We start from the raw sequence: 21,309 nt of genomic DNA on the forward strand, positions 1-21,309 counted from the left end.
CAACTGGATCGAGAATCAGATCCGGCCGATTGCGCTCGGGCGCAAGAACTGGCTGTTCGCGGGGAGCCTGCGGGCGGGCCAGCGTGCCGCTGCAATCATGAGCCTGATCCAGTCCGCACGGCTCAACGGACACGAGCCCTTTCGCGTACCTGAAGGATGTGCTCGAACGGCTGCCGACGCAGCCCTACAGCAAGATCGGGGAGTTGCTGCCGCATCGCTGGCAGCCGGCCGTCTGCACCTGAGCGAAACGGCAAGACGGGTTCGCCGGGGGCTTACCGAGGTCGCACCGAAGAGGGTTTCGAGGTCCGCGACCGCTATCGGGAAGCCGAACACGTGCCGGCCATCGGGTGTTCGCAGCGCGGCGTCGAGCGCCCAGCCGCACGCATTCAGCGCTACCGCAGTTGCGCGCCCGTTCGCATCCAGGTCGAAGCGCAGGGCGAGGTGACGTCCGGCGAGGGCGCCGGCGCTGAACGGCGGGTGCCAAAAGGCGTAATCGCGCCCGCCGATCACGGTGAGCTCGAATCCATGGCGCGCCAGCGTTGCGGCGGTCATCTTCTGCGGCGCGACCCACTCCCCGTCGGGCAGCCGGATCTCGAACGGGGATGCGACGCGCACGTCGATCCACAGATCGTCGATCGGGTTTTCCGGATCGCCGGCGTATCGCGACGCGTGGATCGCGGAAACGCCGTCCCGCTCGAACACCCGCTGTTCGAAAGTCTGCGGCAGCGCGCAGCCTCCCGTGAGGATCGCGACGGATAGCAGAAACAGCCCGGCGTACCGTTTCATTCGTGCGTCCTCGAACGGGGGCGTGGCGAAGGAACAGAATCGGGTTCTCAGCTTACCTTTTCGTACTCAGGTGCTACACGGCCGAGGTCGGGAGTCGGCTGCGACTGCGGCCGAAAAAGCGCTAAATGCCGCGCCGCGCGCGAGGCAGGCGTCGTTGAAGTCGTAGTGCGGGTTCGAGTCCTGTGGCAGGCTGCCGCCGACCGCGTGAGGATGCCGGTGAACTACAACGAACGCGTCGAGCAGGTGACGCCGCTCGACAAGGGCTTCGTCGTGCGCACCAACCGCGCCGAATACCGCAGCGCCAATGTGCTCCTCGCGCTCGGCCGCGGCGGCACGCCGCGCGAGCTGGGCGTGCCGGGGGAAGATCTGCCCAAGGTCGTGTACCGCCTGACCGATGCCGAGCAGTACCGCGGCCAGGCGGTGCTGGTCGTCGGCGGCGGCGACAGCGCGATCGAAGCGGCCGTGTCGCTCGCCGCCGAGCCCGATACGCGGGTCACGCTGTCTTACCGCGGCGACGCCTTCGGGCGCGTCAAGCCGAAGAACCGCGACCGCCTCGCCGAGGCCGAGCGCGACGGGCGCCTGACCGTGGTGCTGAACTCGACCATCGCGCTCGTCGAGGAGCGTCGGGTCGCTCTCGACCACAAGGGCGAGCGGCTTGCGCTCGACAACGACACGGTCATCGTCTGCGCGGGCGGCATCCTGCCCACCGCGATGCTCAAGGCGATGGGGGTCGAAGTCGAGACCAAGTATGGAAGCGCCTGAACGGCCTTCGGTTGCTTGTCGCCCGCATCGGGAATGCGAGCGGGCGAAGACGCGGGCGATTCAGTCCGCAATCTCCGGTTCGACCAGCCGCGCCAGATGCTCCAGCGACTCCTGCCAGCCGAGGTAGCAGAGCTCGGTCGGAATCGCCTCGGGAATGCCTTCCTGAACGACGGTCAATTCGGCACCGCACACGACTTCCCGTAGATCGACCGTCGTCATCATTTCGCCGGAGAGCTTCGTGTCGTCGAACTTGTCCGTGTAGCGGATGCGCTGGTTCGGCACGAGTTCGAGATAGGTGCCGCCGAAGGAATGGCCGTTTCCGGTGCCGAAATTCCTGAAGGCCATCCTGAAGCTGCCTCCCTCCTTCGCATCGAGCCGCTCGACCTTGCAGGTGAAGCCGTTGGGAGGCAGCCATCGCGCGAGCGCTTCGGCGTCCAGAAAGGCACGGTAGATCTTTTCGGGTTTCGCGCGCAGCACGCGATGCAGGCGGACAGTACCGGTAGGCATGTTCTCTCCTTTCGTCGGGTTGAATCGGGGCTGTTCCCGCCCCTGTTCACACCTTAGGCCGTATTGACGGAAAGCACGGGCGATCGAGGGAATCCGCGCGTGGATCGGACTGAGCGAAGCGATGCCCCGACCGCCACGGCCACCTCTCTGCGCTCGGGCTCACGCCGCGGCGCAGACCGCAGTCCAGAAGTCCTCGCCGGCCTTGCCCAACGGCGCGCGGTCGCGGTGGAGCCGCACTTCCATCGGGATGCACCACTCGCGCGGCCCGGCCTCGACGAGGCGGCCCGCGGCGACGTCTTCCGCGATGAGGCTCTGCGGCAGCCATGCGATGCCGCGCCCGTCGAGCGCCATCGTGCGCAGCACCGACGACAGTTGCGTCGCGAACACGCTTTGCGTTGGCAGTCGTGCCAGCGCCGGGCCGAGCACTTCGTGCAGCAGCCGGTCCATGCCGGCTTCCGGGCTGTAGCTCAGCAGCGTCACCGGCCGTCCCACGGCGTCGGCGACGAGCGAATGACGCGCGTGCCCGCTCGCATCGGGCGCCGACACCGGCACCAGGCGGTCGTCGCCGACCCGCAGCGACGGATAGCCTTGCGCCTGCAGCGCGCCCGGCGCCTGCGGGTGCGCGTGGCTCAGCACGAACTGCACTTCGCCGTGCAGCAGCATCGCCTCGCAGCGCTGCAGCACGTCGGAGACGAGGCGCACCGACCCCATTGCGTGCCGCGATTCGAGCGTCCGCAACCAGCCCGGCAGAAAGGTGAACGACAGCGCATGTGTCGCCGCGAAGCGCAGTGTGGCGGCACTGCTTTCGGCCACCGCGCGCGCTTCCGCCGGCACACGGGCGACGCGCGCGAGCAGATCCTCCGCGGTGCCGCGGAACCATTCGCCCGCCTCGGTGAGCTGCGTCGGCTGGCGCGAGCGGTCGAAGAGCTCGGTGCCGACCCATTCCTCGAGCGCGCGGATGCGCCGGCTGAACGCGGGCTGAGTCATGTGCCGCTCGTCGGCGGCGCGCGAGAAATTGCCGCTCGCGGCGAGCGCGAGGAAGTCGTCGAGCCAGGACAGGTTCATCGGGGTCATCGGGCGATGCCTACAGCGCATGAAAAGCGAAAAAAACGGCATTGGCGCGGGGAAGCGGACGCACGGATGATCCGCGTCGAACCTCTCGCAGCCTCTCAGGAGCCCCCATGAAGATCGTCGAAATCCGCGAAAAGACCGTCCCGATCAGCTCTCCGATCCGCAACGCCTACATCGACTTCAGCAAGATGACACTGAGCCTCGTCGCCGTCATCACCGACGTCATCCGCGACGGCAAGCCGGTCGTCGGCTACGGCTTCAACTCGAACGGCCGCTACGGCCAGGGCACGCTGATGCGCGAGCGCTTCATCCCGCGCGTGCTGGAGGCTAAACCGGAATCGCTGCTCGACGCCAGCGGCCAAAACCTCGATCCGCACAGGATCTGGGCGACGATGTTCACGAACGAGAAGCCCGGCGGCCACGGCGAACGCTCGGTCGCGATCGGCACGATCGACATGGCGGTGTGGGACGCGGTCGCGAAGATCGAAGGCAAGCCGCTGTTCCAGCTCCTCGCGGACCGCTACGGCGACGGCCAGCCCAACCGGAAGATCTTCGTCTATGCCGCGGGCGGCTATTACTACCCGGGTCAGGACCACGAGAAGCTCAAGGACGAGATGCGCAGCTATATCGACCGCGGCTATACGGTCGTGAAGAAGAAGATCGGCGGTGCGTCGCTCGACGAGGACCTGCGGCGCATCGACTCGATCCTCGGCGTGCTGCAGAACGGCCAGAAGCTCGCCGTCGACGCCAACGGCCGCTTCGACCTCGACACCGCGATCCGGTACGCGAAGGCGCTGTCGCAGTACGACCTCTTCTGGTACGAGGAAGCTGGCGACCCGCTCGACTTCGAGCTGCAGGCGACGCTGCGCAACTACTACCGGAACCCGATGGCGACCGGAGAGAACCTGTTTTCGATGCAGGACGCGCGCAACCTGATCCGCCACGGCGGCATGCGCCCGGACCGCGACTGGCTGCAGTTCGACTGCGCGCTGAGCTACGGCCTGGTCGAATACCTGCGCACGCTCGACATGCTGAAGGAGCACGGCTGGTCCGCGAGCCGCTGCATCCCGCACGGCGGCCACCAGATGTCGCTGAACGTCGCCGCCGGCCTCGGCCTCGGCGGCAACGAGAGCTACCCGGATCTCTTCCAGCCTTACGGAGGCTTCCCCGACGGCGTGAAGGTCGACAACGGCTACGTCACGCTGCCCGACCTGCCCGGCATCGGCTTCGAAGGCAAGGCCGATCTGTACCGCGAGATGCAGGCGCTGTCCGCCTGAGCGGGGTGCGACCGGGCCGCCGGCGACCCCACCGCTCTCGCTGGTTGCAGCCGACCGAAGCCGGCCGCGGCTGAACGGGCCGACGGCGGCCCGCGGTCTTCCCGGCGAGACCGGCGCAGCGTTGATCGCATCGAAAAAACAGGGCGGGAGCGCAGATAGAATCGCGGGTTTCTCCCCTCCCCGTCAGGTCCCGTCATGCGGCTCTGGTCGTTGCATCCGAAGTATCTCGACCCGCAAGGTCTGGTCGCGCTGTGGCGGGAAGCGTTGCTCGCCCGCGCGGTGCTGCGCGGCGAGACGAAGGGCTACCGCAATCATCCGCAGCTGGACCGCTTCCGCAGCGACGCGGACCCGGTCTGCGCGATGGACGCGTATCTCGCGTCCGTGCATGCCGAGGCCGTCGTCCGTGGCTACTCGTTCGACCGCAGCAAGATCGGCGCCGTCGAAATGGCCGTGAAACTGCCGGTCACGGACGGGCAGATCGCGTACGAGTGGCGACATCTGCTGCAGAAGCTCGCCCCACGCAATCCGCCGCTCCACGAACGGTGGCGGAATTGCGATGGGCCGGAATGTCATCCGCTGTTCGTCGTCCGTCCGGGGCAGATCGAGCCTTGGGAGCGACCGCTCGACGGCCCGGGGGCACGCCGGGCGAAATGAGGCCGGCCAGCCGATGTGGCGCGTGGCAATGGCGCATCGTCCGCGATGCGCGCGTTGCCGGCGACGATCGCCGGGAGAGCGGGCCGGCAGCGGCCGAATTGAAAACCGGATTCCGCTTGCCCTTCACCCCCCGTCCGCGGCGAGGCGGCGCGAGGTGGCCGGGTCGCGGAATATCAGCGGCGCCGTTCTCCCCGTCGGCGCGTCCCCCTTCGACTCGGCCCGCGCGAGCGCTTCGAGCACGACCGCGTGCGCGGGCGACTTCTCGCACACCGGGTCCGCCGCGGCCGGGTCGCCCGCGAGCAGGTAGGCCTGGCAGCGGCAGCCGCCGAGGTCCTTTTCCTTGTCGGGACAGCTGCGGCACGACTCCTTCATCCAGGCGTCGCCGCGGTAGCGGTTGAAGCCTTCCGATGTGTACCAGATCTCGCGCACGCCCATCTCGCGCACGTTCGGGAACGCGAGCCCGGGGAGCATCTTCGCGGTGTGGCACGGCAGCGCGGTGCCGTCGGGCGTGACCGTCAGGAAGACGTTGCCCCAGCCGTTCATGCATTTCTTCGGCCGCTTCTCGTGGTAGTCGGGCACGACGAAGAAGATGCGGATCTTGTCGCCGTATTTCTCGCGGTACTCGTTCGTCACGCGCTCGGCGCGTTCGAGCTGCGCGCGCATCGGCAGCAGCTGGTCGCGGTTCAGCAGCGCCCACGAGTAGTACTGGCTGTTTGCGAGCTCGAGGTATTCGGCGCCGAGCTCGATCGCCATCTCGATGATGCGATCGACGTAGTCGATGTTCAGCCGGTGGATCACGCAGTTCATCACCATCGGCCAGCCGTTGTCCTTGATCAGCGCGGCGACGCGCTGCTTCAGGTCGAAGGTGCGCGTGTGCGACAGGAAGTCGTTCGACTCGCGCGTCGAGTCCTGGAACGACAGCTGGATGTGGTCGAGATTCGCGGCCTTCAGCGCCGCCGCGCGCTTGGTAGTGAGGCCGACGCCCGAGGTCAGCAGGTTCGTGTAGAAGCCGAGCCGATGCGCTTCGGCGACGAGGACTTCGAGGTCGTCGCGCAGCAGCGGCTCGCCGCCGGAGAAGCCACATTGCACGCTACCGGCTGCGCGCGCTTCGCGCAGCACACGCAACCAGTCGTCGGTCGGGAGCTCCGGTCCGCTCGCCGCGAACTCGACCGGGTTGTAGCAGAACGCGCAGTGCAGCGGGCAGCGGTAGGTGAGTTCGGCCAGCAGCCACAGCGGCGGGCCGGGCGGCGCAGCAGGACTTGGCGCGGTCACGTCGATCCCCCTAGCGTTCGATCCACTGCTGACGGCGCGCGAGTTCGAGGAACTGCGTGACGTCGTCGGCGAGTCCGCTCGCATCGAACGCCTGCTCCAGCTCGGCGACGATCTCGGGCACGCTGCGGCTGCCGTCGCAGCGGCGCAGGATCTCGCCCGCGCTCTGGTTGAGCTTCACCATCCCCTCGGGGTAGAGCAGCACCCACGCCTGCTGCGCGTCTTCCCACTGCAGACGGAAGCGGCGCGACACGCGCGGCGCGGGGTCGGTCGCGAGCGGGGTGCTCATGAGCGCGCTCCTGCCGGCTGCGGCCGCTTCTCGCCGCGGATCTCGATCTCGCACTGGCTCAACATGATCGCGTCGGCAAGCGCCCACAGCACGTCGAGTTTGAACTGCAGGATCTCCAATGCGCGTTCCTGCAATGCGCGGCTGCGGCTGAAGTAGTCGAGCGTGAAGCGCAGCCCGTGCGCGACGTCGCGCCGCGCCTGCGTCAGGCGGTTGCGGAAATACTGCAGGCCGGCCGGATCGACCCACGGATACTGGTCGGGCCAGGTGTCGATGCGTTGCTGGTGGATGTGCGGCGCGAAGAGCTCGGTCAGGCTCGACGCGATCGCTTCCTGCCACGGCCGCTGGCGCGCGAAATTGGCGTAGGCATCGACCGCGAAACGCGCCGCCGGGACCACGAAACGCAGCGACGTGACATCGTCGCGCGTGAGCCCGACCGCCTCGCCGAGCCGGATCCACGCCTCGATGCCGCCCGGATCCTCGATGCCGCCGGCGTCACCCAACCGAGCGTAGCCGTCGTGGTCGAGGATGCGCTGGATCCACTCGCGGCGGATCTCGCGGTCCGGGCAATTCGACATGATCGCCGCGTCCTTCACCGGGATCGCGATCTGGTAGTAGAAGCGGTTCGCGACCCAGCCCTGCAGCTGCGCGCGCGTGAGTTTGCCCTCGGCCATCATCACGTGGAACGGGTGATGGATGTGGTAGCTCGCGCTCTTGCCGCGCAGGCGGACCTCGAATTCCTCGCGGCTCAACGGTGGCGCATCGGCGGTGAAAGCTCGTGCGGCCGCGTCCTCGATTGCGACGTCGAAATCCATCGTGTTCTCTCCTTCCAGCAGCCCGGCCCTGACGGGGCGCGCGCTCAGAACGACAGCTCCATGCCGTCGTGCGCGACCTCGATGCCGTGCGCGGCGAGCTCCGCCCGCTCGCGGCTTTCCTCGTCGAGGATCGGGTTCGTGTTGTTAATGTGGATCAGCACCTTGCGCGTCGTTGCGGGCAGACGGTCGAGCCACTCGATCATCCCGCCCGGCCCCGACTGCGGCAGGTGACCCATCGCGCGCGAGGTCTTCCGGGACGCGCCGAGCCGGATCATCTCGTCGTCGGTCCACAAGGTGCCGTCGACGAGCACGCAGTCGGCCGCCTGCATCGCCGTCCAGACGTGTTCCTCCATCTCGCCGAGCCCCGGCGCGTAAAACACCCGCCGGCCGCTCTTCGCATCGACGAGGGTCATGCCGATGTTGTCGCCGGGACGAGGCTGGTCGCGGTGCGGCGAGTACGGCGGCGCGTTGCTCGTCAGCGGCAGCGGCTCGAACGCGATGCCCGGGGCGCCGTCGATGGCGAATCGTCCGTCGAACGGCACAGCGTGCCAGTCGATGCCGCAGTAATGGCCGAGCACGCCGAAGAGCGGATTGCCTGCCGACAGGTCCTCACGCACCTCGGCGGTGCACCACAGTTGATGCGGCGAGCGATGCTCGCGCAGCATCAGCAGGCCCGTCGTGTGATCGATCTGTGCGTCGATCAGCACGATCGCGCGGATCGCCGTGTCGCGCAGCGCGCGCGCCGGCTGCAACGCGGGAAAGCTGCGGATCTGCTGCAGCACGTCGGGCGACGCGTTGAACAGCACCCAGTTCTCGTCGTCGCCACTCACCGCGATCGACGACTGCGTCCGCGCCTGCGCGCGCACCGTCCCGCGCCGCAGCCCGTCGCAGTTGCGGCAGTTGCAGTTCCACTGCGGGAATCCGCCTCCCGCCGCCGAGCCGAGCACCCTGATCTTCACGTCCGCCTCCTCACGTCGGCACGGACCCGCGACCGCGGACCGTGCCGCGAACGCTCAGCGCGTCGCGATGTACATCGTGATTTCGAAGCCGAAGCGGAAATCGCAGGCCGAAGGGGTTTCCCATTTCATGAGCCGTCTCCTTATGTCGTCTGTGGGGTTTTGCAAGCGGCTTCGGCGCGTTGCCGGGCCGCAACACAGCATGCGCTGCGCGCGCCCCGACGCAGATCGCAAAAGCGGTGAATTTCGCCTCGCGATTTTCATGAGATACGGGCTGGCGTATCTGCGCTCCGGCGCTGACGTCTGCCGGTCCGGCGATTGCGCTAGGATCCGCGCATGCCCGCCATTTCTCAGTCCGCTCGCACGCCGTCGCCGCCCTTTCCGCCGATCGAACCGTGGCGACGCGAGTGGCTGCCTGTCGGCGACGGCCACGCGATCTACTTCGAGCAGTGCGGCGACCCGCATGGCCTGCCGCTGGTCGTGCTGCACGGCGGCCCCGGCAGCGGGTGTTCGCCGCGCATGCGGCAGCTGTTCGACCCTGAGCGCTTTTGCATCGTCTTCTTCGACCAGCGCGGCTGCGGGCGCAGCACGCCGCGCGGGGAACGCGCGCACAACACGACCGCCGATCTCGTCGCCGACATCGAGCGGCTGCGACGCCATCTCGGTGTCGCGCGCTGGCTCGTCACCGGGGGCTCCTGGGGTGCCGCACTCGCGGTCGCGTACGCCGCCGCACATCGCGAAGCCTGCATCGGCGCAGTCCTGCGCGGCGTCTTCCTGACCGGTCCCGCGGACCTCGACTGGTTCTTCGGCGGCGCCGCGGCCCTGTTCCCGCAAGCGTGGCAGGCGTTCGAGCGCTCGATCCCGGGCGATCGCGATCGCGTCCTCGCGGATCGCCTGTTCGACGTCGTGCTCGGAGACGACGACAGGGGCGCGGCCGAAGCGGTGCGCCGCTGGATGCAGTGGGAGGCGACGCTCGACGGCGGCTCCGCGGTCACGTTGCCGCAGTTTCCGGACGCGGACGCGCAGGCGGCGCTACTCGCGAAATACCGGGTGCAGGCGCATTACCTGCGCCGGCAGTGTTTTCTCGGCGAGCCGCGCGTCCTCGAACTCGCCGCGACGCTCGACACTCTGCCGGTGGTCATCCTTCACGGCGCCGACGACCTCGTCTGCCGCGTCGACAATGCCCGGCGCCTGCACCGCGCGGTGCCGCACGCCGGGCTGCAGATCGTCGCGAACGCGGGGCACAGCCCGTTCGCGGCCTCGATGCAGCAGGTGTTCGTCGACGCGCTGGGTGAGCTGGCGTCCGAGCGACGGGGTAACCGGATCTGAACCGGATCGAAAACGGGCCCGAATTTATGCGTGCGAGCCCGATTTCCGTTCAAGCGTCGTCGGCGAAAGCGGCGCGTGACTGCGGGTGCTCAAAATCCGGACATCGAGCCGCGGGTGGCAAACGGGGAGCAGGTCCGGATTCGCTCCGACGTGATGTCGTCGCCGGAGAGAAACCGCTCTGGCCCGATGTCCGCTGATTCCAGCTACGCGGGCTGGTTTTCCATTTCCACGTCCGCGAGGAAATCCTCCGCCCTCAGCTGCCCGGCCTGTTCGAGCCACACCGGGTAGTGCGTGCGGAAATCCGCGGCGATCTGCGACAACGGCACGTCGGGGAAGGGGCCGCGCTGGTGCACATATTCCATGTGCTTGTTCCCGCTGCGGTCAAAGGTGTGATAGATCGAGTCGCTGCGGCCGTCGAATTCCAGCGGCAGCAGGCCGAAGCGCTCGCACAGCGCGAGGTTGAAGGCCGGCGTCGCCTTGTGCCAGACATCGTCGATCAGGATTTCGGTGTACCCATGCCAGCGGTACAGATCAGTTCCGAACGTCTGACGCATGCGCTCGGTGCTGAGGTGGTTGCGCACGTCTGCGTAACCCGGCCGCGCCGGAATTCCCGCTGCGCGGCACACCGCGGCCAGCAAGGTCGCTTTCGGCACGCACCAGCCGGCCCCGGAGGCGATGACGCTGCTCGCCTTCATCCCGGTTTCCGACAAGTCGATGCGATAGGGGTCGTAGCGAAAGCCGTCGCGCACGGCGTAGTACAGCGACACCGCGCGTTCGCGGACGTCGTTGCCGCGGCAGTGCGTTCGCGCGAAGGCAAGGACTTCGGGGTGGTCGCTGTCGATCAGCGCAGTCGGCGACAGGTTCACATCGTTCATCGTTAAGCTCCGTGAGGCCTGGAATCTGGGGGAATATTCGCGAGGCAACATAGCACGGAACATTGCGGCTCACGACGGGCAGCGGTTGGCGAGAAGATGGGCGACAAGCGGCGCTTTGCTGTTTCCGCGGAATCCGCCGAATCGTGAAAAATGGAAACAAACTTCGCTCAGCTCGCGTTTTCCATCGGCTCGGCCCGCCATCCGTCCATTCCATGCTTCGCGACAAAACCCGAACGAGATTGGGCTAAACTCTCGCCCGACCCCGCGTATGCGGACAACTTCATGACTGGAGCTTAGGACCATGTTCGATCAGGAAGACGGCGAACTCAACGTCGTCATCGGTGTTCTCTTCGGAGTCATAGCGCTCGTGATCGCGCTTGTCATCGGAATCGCGACCTGGAAGCTGGGTGCGGCCAATGCGGCGCCGACTGCGGAAACGGTGACCGGTGAATTCGTCGAAGTCGTGGAAATCGGCGAACCTCTGGTGAAGTTCTATTTCGGCGTCGGAGAAACCGCGCTGCCCGCGGACGCGGCCGCCGACGTGGCGATCGTCGTCGCCGAGCTGGAGGCTGCGCCGGAGAAGAAGGCGCTGCTGTCGGGCTTCCACGACGAGACCGGCGGCGCCGCGGTGAACGCCGAAGTGTCGAAGAACCGTGCGCTGTCGGTGCGCGAGGCGCTGCTCGCCGCAGGCGTGCCAGCCGAGCGTGTGCTGCTGCGCCGTCCGGCAGTGACCCTGGGCGGCGGTGATGCCGCCGAGGCGCGTCGCGTGGAGGTGCGCGTGCAGTAAGCGGAACCCGTTCCGCAGCGCACGAATCAGCCGGGGACTCCCCGGCTTTTTTACGTTCCTCGCTTAGGCCGGGCGATGACGCGCCGATCTGCGCAAACGATGTCTTCGCCGGCCCCGCGCGCGTACAGTACGGTGGTTCCTAACCCGTATGCCGCGCTGCCTTCGCATTTCCCGCCATGATCGCCCGCAAATACCTCTATCTCCTCGCGCTCGCGCGTGAACGGCATTTCGGTCAGGCGGCGGCGAGCTGTCACGTGTCACCGTCGACGCTGTCGGCCGCGATTCGCGATCTCGAGGACGAGCTCGGCGTCGCGCTGGTCGTACGCGGGCAGCGCTTCGCGGGGCTGACGGCTGAGGGCGAGTGCGTCGTCGAACATGCGAAGCGCATCGCCGCGGGGGCGGACGATCTGCGGCATGAGCTCGGGATGCTGCGCGACGGGCTGCGCGGGCCGCTGCGAATCGGCGTGATCCCGACCGCGCTGCCGGTCGTCGCGTCGCTGACCGGGGCGTTCGCCGATGCGCATCCGGCGGTCGCGATCGAAGTGGGTTCGGCGAGCACGCAGGCGATCCTCACCGGGCTGCGCGGCTTCGAGCTCGACGCGGGCGTCGTCTATGCGCAGTCGGCCGACGCGGCGGACCTGCAGTACTTTGCGTTGTGGCGCGAGAAGCTCGTGTTCGTGACCGCCGAGTCCGCGCCGGCCCCGGGCGACGAGATCGAATGGACGACGGCCGCGCGCCGGCCGCTGTGCCTGCTGTCGCGCGACATGCAGAACCGCCGGACGATCGATCGCGTGTTCGACAGCCTCGAATGCACGCCGCACGTCAGCCTCGAGACGAACTCGATCCTGAGCCTGCTCGCGCACGTGCGCACCGGGCGTTGGGCGACGATCCTGCCGCGCAGCGTGCTCGGTCTCGTCGGCACGCCGAACGGGCTGCGTGCGTTGCCGCTCGTGAAGCCCTCGGTGGCGTGGGAGACCGGCCTCGTGACCTTGCGCCGCGAGCCCAATTCGCCGCTCGTCGACGCGCTGCTCGACGCGGCTCGCAGCTTGTCAGGCTACGCGTCGGGTACGTAGGCGCCGCGCCCTCGCCGGTGCAGGGGCGAAGCGGCGGCGCAAGGTTCGCCGGGCATCGAAATTCGGCGGACTGGCGCGCGGACGTTCGGAAAAAGCGAACGGACCTTCGGCAGATTCCGCTTTGCGCGTGCCGCCAACCGCACTATCGTTGAGTCCCATCGCCGCGGCGCGTGATCGCGGCCCTCTTTGCGCGGGAATCCTACTATGCGAAGAAATCCCGACCGCGGCCGCGTGCGCCAGCCGCTCCCCGAATCCGCCCATGCGGCGGCCGCCGCGGCGCTTGCGCCGGACTTCGACGCCGGCATCGCGCCGCGCGCCGACCGGCTGATCGAATACCTCCACCGCCTGCAGGACGCGCATGGTGCGCTCTTCGCGGACCACCTCGCCGCGCTCGCCGAAGCGCTGAAGCTCGCGCGCGCCGAAGTGTTCGAGGTCGCGACCTTCTACCACCATTTCGATTTCGTGCCAGCGGGGGGCGAGGCGCCGCCTGCGCTGACGGTGCGCGTCTGCGACTCGCTCGGCTGTGCGATGGCCGGCGGCGCCGAACTGGCAGCGTCGCTCGCCACCCGCCTCGGCGCCGACGTGCGCGTGCAGCGCGTGCCCTGTGTCGGCCGCTGCGACAGCGCGCCGGTCGCGGTCGTCGGGCAGAAGCCGGTGTTGAACGCCGATGCCGACAAGGTCGCCGCAGTCGTCGCGAGTGGCGAGCGTGACGAGCCGCTGCCGGACGCGATCCGCTTCGACGCTTACCGCGCGGCGGGCGGCTACCGGCTGTGGGAAGCCGTGAGGAGCGGCGAGCGCGACCCCGAGTCCATCGTCGCCGCGCTCGACGGCGCCGGCCTGCGCGGCCTCGGCGGCGCGGGCTTTCCGTCGGCGCGCAAGTGGCGCACCGTTGCCGCGCAACCGGCGCCGCGCAACATGGCGGTGAACATCGACGAAGGCGAGCCCGGCACGTTCAAGGACCGCCACTACCTCGCGACCGACCCGCACCGCTTCATCGAAGGCATGCTGATCGCCGCGCGCGTCGTCGGCATCGCCGGCATCTGGATCTACACCCGCGACGAATACCCGGCGCTGCGGCGCCTGCTCGCCGACGAACTCGCCCGCGTGCGCGCCGAGTGGCCGGACCTGCCGCCGATCGAGCTGCGTCGCGGCGCCGGCGCGTACGTCTGCGGCGAGGAGTCGGCGATGATCGAATCGATCGAAGGCAAGCGCGGCATGCCGCGGCTGCGCCCGCCTTACGTCGCCGAAGTCGGCCTCTTCGGGCGGCCGACGCTCGAACACAACCTCGAGACGCTGTGGTGGGTGCGCGACATCGTCGAGCGCGGTGCGGACTGGTTCGCGAATTTCGGGCGCAACGGTCGCAAGGGGCTGCGCAGTTTCTCGGTCAGCGGCCGCGTCGCGAAGCCGGGCGTGGTCGTCACCGACGCCGGCATCACGCTGCGCGAACTGATCGACGAGCACTGCGGCGGCATGCTGCCCGGCCACGAGCTGTACGGCTATTTCCCCGGCGGCGCGTCGGGCGGCATCCTGCCGGCGCGGCTCGCCGACGTGCCGCTCGATTTCGACACCCTCGCTCCGCATGGCTGTTTCATCGGTTCGGCGGCGATCGTCGTGTTCTCGCAGCACGACGAGGCGCGCCTCCTGGCCGAGAACGCGATGGAATTCTTCGCGCACGAATCCTGTGGCCAATGCACGCCGTGTCGCGTCGGCACGGCGAAGGCCGCGGAGCTGATGAAGGCGCCGGAGTGGAATGCCGGACTGCTGACCGAACTCGGGCGGGCGATGATGGACGCGTCGATCTGCGGGCTCGGCCAGGCCGCGCCGAACCCGATGCAATCGGTGCTGCGCTTTTTCGCACACGAAGTCGGTGCGCCGACGACCGAGCCCGCCGCGAAGGAGGAAACCGCATGAACGCCGCCGACCTGATCCGCTTCGAGCTCGACGGCCGTGAGATTCCGGCCGCCCCCGGCGAGTCGATCCTGCAGGCCGCGCAGCGCGCCGGCGTCGACATCCCGCACCTCTGTTATACCGAAGGCATGCGCGCCGACGGCAACTGCCGCGCGTGCGTCGTCGAGATCGACGGCGAGCGCGTGCTCGCGCCGTCGTGCTGTCGCGCGCCGAAACCCGGCATGAAGGTGAAGGCCGCGAGCGAACGCGCGCGCGCGTCGCAGCGCATGGTGCTCGAACTGCTGCGTGCGGACGTCCCGGCGGACGCCGAGAAACCGGACTCCGAGCTCACGCACTGGTGCGACGAACTCGGCGTCGCGGAATCCCGCTTCGCCCCGCGCGCGAACCCCGCGCCCGACCGCAGCCATCCCGGCATCGCGGTGAACCTCGCCGCGTGCATCCAGTGCACGCGCTGCGTGCGCGCCTGCCGCGAGGAGCAGGTCAACGACGTCATCGGCCTCGCCCGCCGCGGCGCCGACACCGCGATCGTCTTCGACTTCGGCGACCCGATGGGCACGTCCACCTGTGTCGGTTGCGGCGAATGCGTGCAGGCTTGCCCGACCGGCGCGCTGCTGCCGGCCGCGCTCGCGGATTTCTACGCGGCTGCTGCCGAGCATTCGCCCAGCGACGCGTCCGTGCCTGCTCAGCCCGAAAGCCCGGCCGGCGGCCTGGCCGAAGCGACGTCCTTCGAGACAGTCGCCGTGAAGCTTGAATTTGATACGGCGACGGGCGCCGGGGCGGTGGCCGGAATCGTGTCTGTAGAAGCGTTCGCGGCCTCGGCGGAAGTCGAAAAAATCGCGGTCGAACCCCGTGCGCAGCTGCGTCCGATCGACTCGCTGTGCCCGTACTGCGGCGTCGGCTGTCAGGTCGCGTACCACGTCGCCGGCGACGGCGCGGACGCGAAGATCATCCACGTCGAAGGCCGCGACGGGCCGGCGAACGCCGGGCGGCTGTGCGTGAAGGGGCGCTACGGCTTCGGCTATCCGCAGCATCGGCACCGCCTGACGAAGCCGCTGATCCGCAAGCCGGGCATTCCGAAAGCGGTCGACCTCGACCCGTCGAACCCGCTCGCGGCGTTCCGCGAGGCGACCTGGGATGAAGCCTTGGATTTCGCCGCGGCCGGCCTCGCACGCGTCAAGGCGCAGCACGGTCCGCACGCGCTCTCGGGCTTCGGCTCGGCGAAAGGCAGCAACGAGGAGGCCTACCTCTTCCAGAAGCTGGTCCGCGCGGGCTTCGGCACGCATAACGTCGACCACTGCACGCGGCTGTGCCACGCGTCTTCGGTCGCGGCGCTGCTCGAAGGCATCGGTTCCGGCGCGGTGTCGAACCCGGTGCGCGACGTCGAAGTCGCGGACGTAATCGTCGTGATCGGCGCGAACCCCGCGGCCAACCACCCGGTCGCCGCGTCGTTCATGAAGAACGCCGCCGAGCGGGGCGCGAAGCTCGTGCTGATGGACCCGCGGGCGACGCCGCTCGCGCGCCATGCGCACCGCTTCCTGCAGTTCCGCCCCGACGCGGACGTCACGCTGCTGCTGTCGCTCGCGTGCGTGATCATCGAGGAAGGCCTGACCGACGACGCGTTCATCGCCGCGCGCACGATCGGCTTCGACGCGTTCCGCGATGCGGCGCTCGCGTTCCCGCCCGAGCGCGTCGAGGCGATCACCGGAATTCCGGCCGAGACCGCGCGCGAAGTCGCACGGCTCTACGCGAAGGGGCCGAACAGCATGATCTTCTGGGGCATGGGCGTGTCGCAGCACGTCCACGGCACCGACAACTCGCGCTGCCTGATCGCACTCGCGCTGATGACCGGCCAGATCGGCCGCCGCGGCACCGGCCTGCATCCGCTGCGCGGCCAGAACAACGTGCAGGGCGCGTCCGACGCGGGGCTGATCCCGATGATGTTCCCGGACTACCAGCACGTCGCCGACCCGGCGGTGCGCGCGAAGTTCGAGGCCTTGTGGGGCACGCCGCTTTCCGACAAGCCCGGTCTCACGGTCGTCGAGATCATGGACGCCGCGCTCGCGGGCGAAATCCGCGGTATGTACATCGAAGGCGAGAACCCGGCGATGTCCGATCCCGATCTCGCGCACGCGCGCGGGGCACTCGGCGGCCTCGAGCACCTCGTCGTGCAGGACCTCTTCCTGACCGAGACCGCGATGCTCGCCGACGTCATCCTGCCGGCCTCGAGCCTGATGGAGAAAACCGGCAGTTTCACGAACACCGACCGTCTCGTGCAGCTCTCGCAGCCGGTGCTGCCGCTGCCGGGCGATGCCCGGCCGGACTGGTGGATCATCCAGCAGGTGGCGCAGCGTCTCGGATTGGAGTGGAATTACGCCGGCCCGCACGAGATCTTCGACGAACTGCGGCGTGCGCTGCCGAGCTACGCCGGCATCACGTGGGCGCAGCTCGAAGCCGAGCGCGCGGTCGTCGCGCCGAAGTTCAGCGAGGACGGGCCGTCGTTTCCGGTGCTGTTCGAGGGCAGCTTTCCGACGCCGGACGGGCGCGCGCGCTTCGTCGCGGTCGCGCCGCTGCCCGCGGCCGAGCTGCCCGACGCCGATTACCCGCTCGTGCTGATCACCGGCCGCGTGCTCGAACACTGGCACACGGGCTCGATGACGCGCCGCGCCGACGTGCTCGACGCGCTCGAACCGCTGCCGTGGTGCTCGGTGCATCCGGACGACCTCGCCGCGCAGGGCCTCGCATCCGGCGCGCGCGTCCGGCTCGAAACCCGCCGCGGCGCGATCACGCTCGAAGCGCGGGCCGACACGGTCGTGCAGCGCGGTTCGGTGTTCATGCCGTTCTGCTACGTCGAAGCGGCCGCGAACCTGCTGACGCAGCCCGCGCTCGACCCGTTCGGCAAGATCCCGGAGTTCAAGTTCTGCGCGGTGCGCCTCGGCGCGGAAAGCGCGGTCGCCGCCTGACTCCAAGCGCTCGCCGGACGAATTCGCAAACCGGCGAGCGGATTCAAGCACTCGCGTCGAGCCCGTCGAAGGGCTCGGGCAGGGATACGACAAGCCTGTCCCGAAGGGCTCGGCCGAGCGGCAGTTGACTGCCGGATCGATCGACGTTCGACCGCGGCTGAGCCGCTGGGCCATGCCGCGGCGTTTCGTGCGATCATGCGCGCTTTCGATCGCAGCCGAAGCAATCCCGTCCCGCAATGACTACCGAAACCCGCCCCGCGGCACAGCCCGAGCAGCCGGCGCCCCTGGCCGCCGAGCAAGATCCGAAAGTCGAACCGAAGGCGCAGCAAGCCGACGCTGCCGCGCCAACCGGCGGCGAGCCGGGCGCGAACGACCAGGCCGCGAAGCCCGCGGCGAAGAAGTCGCAGATCGACGCCCGCGGCCTGCTCGCGAAGCTGCAGGAGATTTCGCCGACTTTCCGCGAAGTCCGACCGCTCGCGCTGCGCATCGACAAGGCGATCGCCGCGCGCTTCCCCGACCTCGACCGCAAGGTGATCCGCAGCGCGATGCGCCAGCACACCGCCTCCACGCGTTACCTGAAGGCGATGGAGAAGGCGACCGAACGCTTCGACCTCGACGGCAAGGTCGACGGTGAGGTCACCGGCGAGCAGCGCGAGCACGCGAAACAGACGCTGAAGGAGCGCTTCGCCGAAGTCGCGAAGCGCAAGAAGGCCGCGCTCGACGCCGAGAAAGCCCAGCGTGCCGCCGAGGACGCCGAGCGCCGCAAGGCCGAGAAGCTGCAGCAGCTGCTCGGGAAGTTCTCGAAGGGCTGAGCGCGGCGCCCGCGGGGTCGGACAGCTTTGCGCTCAGTCCGACCTGCCATGCGGCATCTCTCCGCAGGCCGCGCGAGCCCAGCGAAGGCCGACGCGACGTAATTCGAGGTGAAGACGTCATCGCGGCGAGATCGGCCCGGCCGCGGGTGTCGGGCCCGCGCGCTCAGCGGTCGAGGCCGAGCCGGGTCGCAGCGCGAACCGATGCGACGAGAATCAGCTTCACGCTCGCGCGTGTCGCGCCGACGAAGAGCTTGCGCATCGTCAGCTCGTCGAGCGCTTCGAAATCGATCTCGGTGAAGATCACGCACGGCGCGGCCTGGCCCTTGAAGCGGTACACCGAGTCGATCAGCACGTCGCCCTCCGAGTATTCCGCGTTGCCGAGGAGATCGTAGCGGCCGGTGAAGGCTTTCAGCTGGTGCGCGCCAAGGCGCTCGCAACCCGTGAACAGCGAATGCTCGCGGCCGCGGAACGTCAGCGTCGCGATCATCTCGCGGCGAAAGCCGAGCCCGATCGCGCGGGTGATCGCACGCTTCGTCTGCTCGACGAGCTCGTCGGGGTTGCTCCAGACCAAGGTTTCCACGTCGCCGCCGTGCACCGGGCTGCCGGCTTCGAGCGGTTCGGACAGCGGCAGCAGCCGGTTCAGCGACGCGACGATCTCCGACGGGCTGCGGTAATTTCGCCCGCTCGTCAGGCGGACCCAGCCCGGCAGCGCGACGGGCGCGCGGCCGTAGAGGTTCTGCATCGGGTCTTCGAGCCACCACACGCGCCCGGCCGGGCGCAGCAGCCGCAGCAGCGCGTCGCGCCAGGCCTCGCGGAAATCCTGCCCTTCGTCGATGATCAGTTCGTCGAAGCGCCACTCGTCGCCCGGTTCGAGTTCGCGGAACGCTGCTTCGAGCCGCGCGAACGCGTCGGGCTGCGTGAAATCGGGCCGCCCGCCGTGCGCGCGCACCACCCGGTCGCACAGCTGGTGATAGGTTGCGACTTCGCCACCGGCCGGCGCGAGCAACGCGATGCGGTCGGCGAGCGGGCGGTTGTAGCAGACGTACAGCGGACGGCGCCCGGCGGCGAGCGCGTCGCGGAACACCGCGAGCGCGAGCTGGGTCTTGCCGCAGCCGGCCGTGCCGGTGACGCGCAGGCGGAACGGTTCCATGTCGATGCGCCGCGCCCATTCCGCGAGGCCGCCGGCGAGTCGGGTGTAGAGCGCTTCGGCCTGCCCGACGACGGCGCCGACGTCGGGGACGAGTTCGAAGCGGTCGGCGAGGAAACGGTGGACCGCGTCGAGGACATCCGCGTCCGAGGGCTCACCGCGCAGCAGGCTCCGCACGATCGCCGGCAGATGCTCGCGTTTGGCGGCGTCAACGACCCGCGCCGGATCGATGCCGGCGCTGCCGGGCTGGCGCACTTGGTAGTCGGGGCAGTAGAGCAGCGCGTCGACGTCCGCGTCGTGGCGCTTCAGGAACGCAGCGAGCCGTTCGCGCAACTGCGTGGTGCTGCGCGCGAGCTGCACACCGACGGTCTCCTTCGCGTTCGTCGGCGAGCGGACGAGGCCTTCCGGCGTCTCGTCGAGGAAGCCGGACTTCTGCTCGATCAGCAGCAGCCGGCCGGTCGGCCCGACGACGACGAAATCGATCTCGCCGGACAGCCGGTCCCCGCGGTCGACGCGCGTCCAATGCACGCCGTGGTAGACCGCGTAGTCGTCGGGCAGGCCGGCGGCGAGCGTCGCGAGAGTTTCGAGTTCGCGCGCGAGCGCGCCGCTCGCCGGCACCTGCCGCCAGCCTTCGGGGTGAATACGTGCCATCGCGGGTCGCTCGGGGGAATCGGATCGACGCATGGTAGTGAACCGGTGTGCAAATACAAACCTTTGCGGTGTGCCTGTCTCACGTCCGGTACAACTGTTCGCTCTGAAGTTGTCCGGGTACAAGCATTCGCCGCGAGGCTGAGCAAGATACAACCGTCGCCCTGAGTCTGCCGACGATGCAACCGTTCGCCCCGAGCTTGTCGAAGGGCCGTGGCAGGGTGTCGACAAGCCGGTTCGGAGCGACGTCGAACGCGTGAGCCCGGATGGCATTGCTTGCCGGCCAAATGACCGCTGTGGCGCGACAAACCGGTTGCCGTCATTGCTCGCTGCATGGTTCGTGCGCGCCGCCTTTAAAAGCCGCGCCGCCGGCCCTATCTTGAAAGTGGCATGATTCGCGCATCCCGGCCTCGCGTTCGGGGCGGAACGGGAGATTCGAAGGTATGGAATTCAGGGACTACTACGAGGTGCTCGGCGTCGCGCGCGACGCGTCGGCCGACGACATCAAGCGCGCGTACCGCAAGCTCGCGCGCAAGTATCACCCCGACGTCAACAAGGCGGCGGACGCCGAGCAGCGCATGAAGGAGGTCAACGAGGCCAACGCCGTGCTGTCCGATCCGGAACGGCGTGCCGCGTACGACCAGCTCGGGCGCGGCTTCCACGCGGGCCAGGACTTCCGGCCGCCGCCGGACTGGGACGCGGGCTTCGAGTTCACGCGCGGCGGCGACGCCGGCGACTTCAGCGATTTCTTCTCGACGATGTTCGGGCAGATGGGCCACGGCCGCGGCGGGCATTTCCGCACGCGCGGCGAGGACCACCACGCGAAGGTCGTCATCGACCTCGACGACGCGTTCCACGGCGCGACGCGCGAGATCAAGCTGCGCTCGCCGCAAGTCGACAGCCACGGCCGCGTCGGCACGCAGGAGCGCACGCTGCAGGTGCGCATCCCGAAAGGCGTGCGCAACGGCCAGCAGATCCGGCTCGCGGGGCAGGGGATGCCGGGGGCCGGGGGCGCCCAGGCGGGCGACCTGTATCTCGAAGTGCATTTCCGCCCGCACCCGCGCTACCGCGTCGACGGCCGCGACATCCACGAGACGGTGCCGGTCGCGCCGTGGGAAGCTGCGCTCGGTGCGACGATCGAAGTGCCGACTCCCGCCGGGCCGGTGTCGGTGCGCGTGCCGCCGGGCTCGCAGAACGGACGCAAGCTGCGCCTGAAGGGCCGCGGCATTCCTGCGAGCGATGCGGGCGACCTCTACCTCGTGCTCGAAATCGTGCTGCCTCCGGCGGATTCGGATGCTGCGCGGGAGTTCTACGAACGGATGGCGCGCGAGCTGCCGTTCAATCCGCGCCAGGGGCTTTGACCGGGACGGGGCGGCGCCAATCGCGC

At 68.9% G+C, this 21,309-nt stretch carries 20 protein-coding genes and 1 pseudogene; 12 read left to right on the plus strand and 9 right to left on the minus strand.

What is annotated here, in order from left to right:
* The 3 genes and pseudogenes from ROZ37_RS18675 to ROZ37_RS18685 all read left to right on the plus strand — a co-directional run.
* Positions 1–242: pseudogene (locus tag ROZ37_RS18675) on the plus strand (transposase domain-containing protein); the annotation flags it as partial.
* A gap of 199 nt (positions 243–441) precedes the next feature.
* Entirely contained in the window at positions 442–759 is a 318-nt protein-coding gene (locus ROZ37_RS18680) for a hypothetical protein (protein WP_312661620.1), read from the plus strand.
* Positions 760–951: 192 nt separating this feature from the next.
* Positions 952–1,548, plus strand: coding sequence for an NAD(P)-binding domain-containing protein (locus tag ROZ37_RS18685; protein ID WP_312661621.1), 597 nt, complete (start codon positions 952–954; stop codon positions 1,546–1,548).
* Between the two features lie 60 nt (positions 1,549–1,608).
* On the opposite strand, the gene ROZ37_RS18690 is transcribed toward ROZ37_RS18685, so the two are convergent.
* Both ROZ37_RS18690 and ROZ37_RS18695 read right to left on the minus strand, forming a co-directional pair.
* Positions 1,609–2,055: an SRPBCC family protein gene (locus tag ROZ37_RS18690; protein WP_312661623.1), complete on the minus strand. Its 447-nt coding sequence runs from the start codon at positions 2,053–2,055 to the stop codon at positions 1,609–1,611.
* A gap of 159 nt (positions 2,056–2,214) precedes the next feature.
* Entirely contained in the window at positions 2,215–3,129 is a 915-nt protein-coding gene (locus ROZ37_RS18695; RefSeq protein ID WP_312661625.1) for a LysR substrate-binding domain-containing protein, read from the minus strand.
* 107 nt (positions 3,130–3,236) lie between these two features.
* On the opposite strand from ROZ37_RS18695, the gene ROZ37_RS18700 reads away from it, so the two are divergent.
* Positions 3,237–4,403, plus strand: coding sequence for a mandelate racemase/muconate lactonizing enzyme family protein (locus tag ROZ37_RS18700; protein WP_312661627.1), 1,167 nt, complete (start codon positions 3,237–3,239; stop codon positions 4,401–4,403).
* Positions 4,404–4,598: 195 nt separating this feature from the next.
* Positions 4,599–5,057, plus strand: coding sequence for a pyrimidine dimer DNA glycosylase/endonuclease V (locus ROZ37_RS18705; RefSeq protein WP_312661633.1), 459 nt, complete (start codon positions 4,599–4,601; stop codon positions 5,055–5,057).
* A gap of 123 nt (positions 5,058–5,180) precedes the next feature.
* On the opposite strand, the gene pqqE is transcribed toward ROZ37_RS18705, so the two are convergent.
* The 5 genes from pqqE to pqqA are packed head-to-tail and all read right to left on the minus strand — an operon-like array spanning position 5,181 to position 8,515.
* Positions 5,181–6,329 carry a pyrroloquinoline quinone biosynthesis protein PqqE gene (gene pqqE, locus ROZ37_RS18710; protein WP_312661635.1) on the minus strand — a complete coding sequence of 383 codons (1,149 nt, stop codon included), beginning with the start codon at positions 6,327–6,329 and terminating at the stop codon, positions 5,181–5,183.
* A gap of 10 nt (positions 6,330–6,339) precedes the next feature.
* Positions 6,340–6,615 (minus strand): pyrroloquinoline quinone biosynthesis peptide chaperone PqqD, encoded by a 276-nt coding sequence (gene pqqD / locus ROZ37_RS18715; RefSeq protein ID WP_312661638.1) that lies wholly within the window; start codon positions 6,613–6,615, stop codon positions 6,340–6,342.
* Entirely contained in the window at positions 6,612–7,427 is an 816-nt protein-coding gene (gene pqqC, locus ROZ37_RS18720) for a pyrroloquinoline-quinone synthase PqqC (protein ID WP_312661642.1), read from the minus strand. Before pqqC ends, pqqD begins: the two co-directional genes overlap by 4 nt.
* A 44-nt stretch (positions 7,428–7,471) precedes the next feature.
* Entirely contained in the window at positions 7,472–8,386 is a 915-nt protein-coding gene (gene pqqB, locus ROZ37_RS18725; RefSeq protein ID WP_312661645.1) for a pyrroloquinoline quinone biosynthesis protein PqqB, read from the minus strand.
* A 54-nt stretch (positions 8,387–8,440) separates the two neighbouring features.
* Positions 8,441–8,515, minus strand: coding sequence for a pyrroloquinoline quinone precursor peptide PqqA (gene pqqA, locus ROZ37_RS22135; RefSeq protein ID WP_076601006.1), 75 nt, complete (start codon positions 8,513–8,515; stop codon positions 8,441–8,443).
* A 204-nt stretch (positions 8,516–8,719) separates the two neighbouring features.
* On the opposite strand from pqqA, the gene pip reads away from it, so the two are divergent.
* Positions 8,720–9,712 carry a prolyl aminopeptidase gene (gene pip / locus ROZ37_RS18735; protein WP_312661651.1) on the plus strand — a complete coding sequence of 331 codons (993 nt, stop codon included), beginning with the start codon at positions 8,720–8,722 and terminating at the stop codon, positions 9,710–9,712.
* Positions 9,713–9,915: 203 nt separating this feature from the next.
* Here the strand turns inward: pip and ROZ37_RS18740 are convergent, their stop codons facing one another.
* Positions 9,916–10,587, minus strand: a complete 672-nt coding sequence (locus tag ROZ37_RS18740) for a transglutaminase family protein (protein ID WP_312661653.1) — start codon at positions 10,585–10,587, stop codon at positions 9,916–9,918.
* 301 nt (positions 10,588–10,888) lie between these two features.
* On the opposite strand from ROZ37_RS18740, the gene ROZ37_RS18745 reads away from it, so the two are divergent.
* The 5 genes from ROZ37_RS18745 to ROZ37_RS18765 all read left to right on the plus strand — a co-directional run bounded on the left by ROZ37_RS18745 (position 10,889) and on the right by ROZ37_RS18765 (position 18,127).
* Positions 10,889–11,374 carry an OmpA family protein gene (locus ROZ37_RS18745; protein ID WP_312661655.1) on the plus strand — a complete coding sequence of 162 codons (486 nt, stop codon included), beginning with the start codon at positions 10,889–10,891 and terminating at the stop codon, positions 11,372–11,374.
* Positions 11,375–11,550: 176 nt separating this feature from the next.
* Entirely contained in the window at positions 11,551–12,447 is an 897-nt protein-coding gene (locus tag ROZ37_RS18750; protein WP_312661656.1) for a LysR substrate-binding domain-containing protein, read from the plus strand.
* Positions 12,448–12,651: 204 nt separating this feature from the next.
* Positions 12,652–14,358, plus strand: coding sequence for an NAD(P)H-dependent oxidoreductase subunit E (locus tag ROZ37_RS18755; protein WP_312661661.1), 1,707 nt, complete (start codon positions 12,652–12,654; stop codon positions 14,356–14,358).
* Positions 14,355–17,315: a formate dehydrogenase subunit alpha gene (gene fdhF, locus ROZ37_RS18760; RefSeq protein ID WP_312661662.1), complete on the plus strand. Its 2,961-nt coding sequence runs from the start codon at positions 14,355–14,357 to the stop codon at positions 17,313–17,315. Before ROZ37_RS18755 ends, fdhF begins: the two co-directional genes overlap by 4 nt.
* A gap of 236 nt (positions 17,316–17,551) precedes the next feature.
* Positions 17,552–18,127, plus strand: coding sequence for a ProQ/FINO family protein (locus tag ROZ37_RS18765; protein ID WP_312661665.1), 576 nt, complete (start codon positions 17,552–17,554; stop codon positions 18,125–18,127).
* A gap of 163 nt (positions 18,128–18,290) precedes the next feature.
* On the opposite strand, the gene ROZ37_RS18770 is transcribed toward ROZ37_RS18765, so the two are convergent.
* Complete coding sequence (locus ROZ37_RS18770) at positions 18,291–19,925, minus strand: ATP-binding domain-containing protein (RefSeq protein WP_312661666.1); 1,635 nt, start codon at positions 19,923–19,925, stop codon at positions 18,291–18,293.
* Between the two features lie 440 nt (positions 19,926–20,365).
* On the opposite strand from ROZ37_RS18770, the gene ROZ37_RS18775 reads away from it, so the two are divergent.
* Positions 20,366–21,283, plus strand: a complete 918-nt coding sequence (locus ROZ37_RS18775; protein ID WP_312661670.1) for a DnaJ C-terminal domain-containing protein — start codon at positions 20,366–20,368, stop codon at positions 21,281–21,283.
* Positions 21,284–21,309: the final 26 nt, after the last annotated feature.

It is taken from the genome of Aromatoleum sp., assembly GCF_032027225.1.
Lineage (GTDB): Bacteria > Pseudomonadota > Gammaproteobacteria > Burkholderiales > Rhodocyclaceae > Aromatoleum.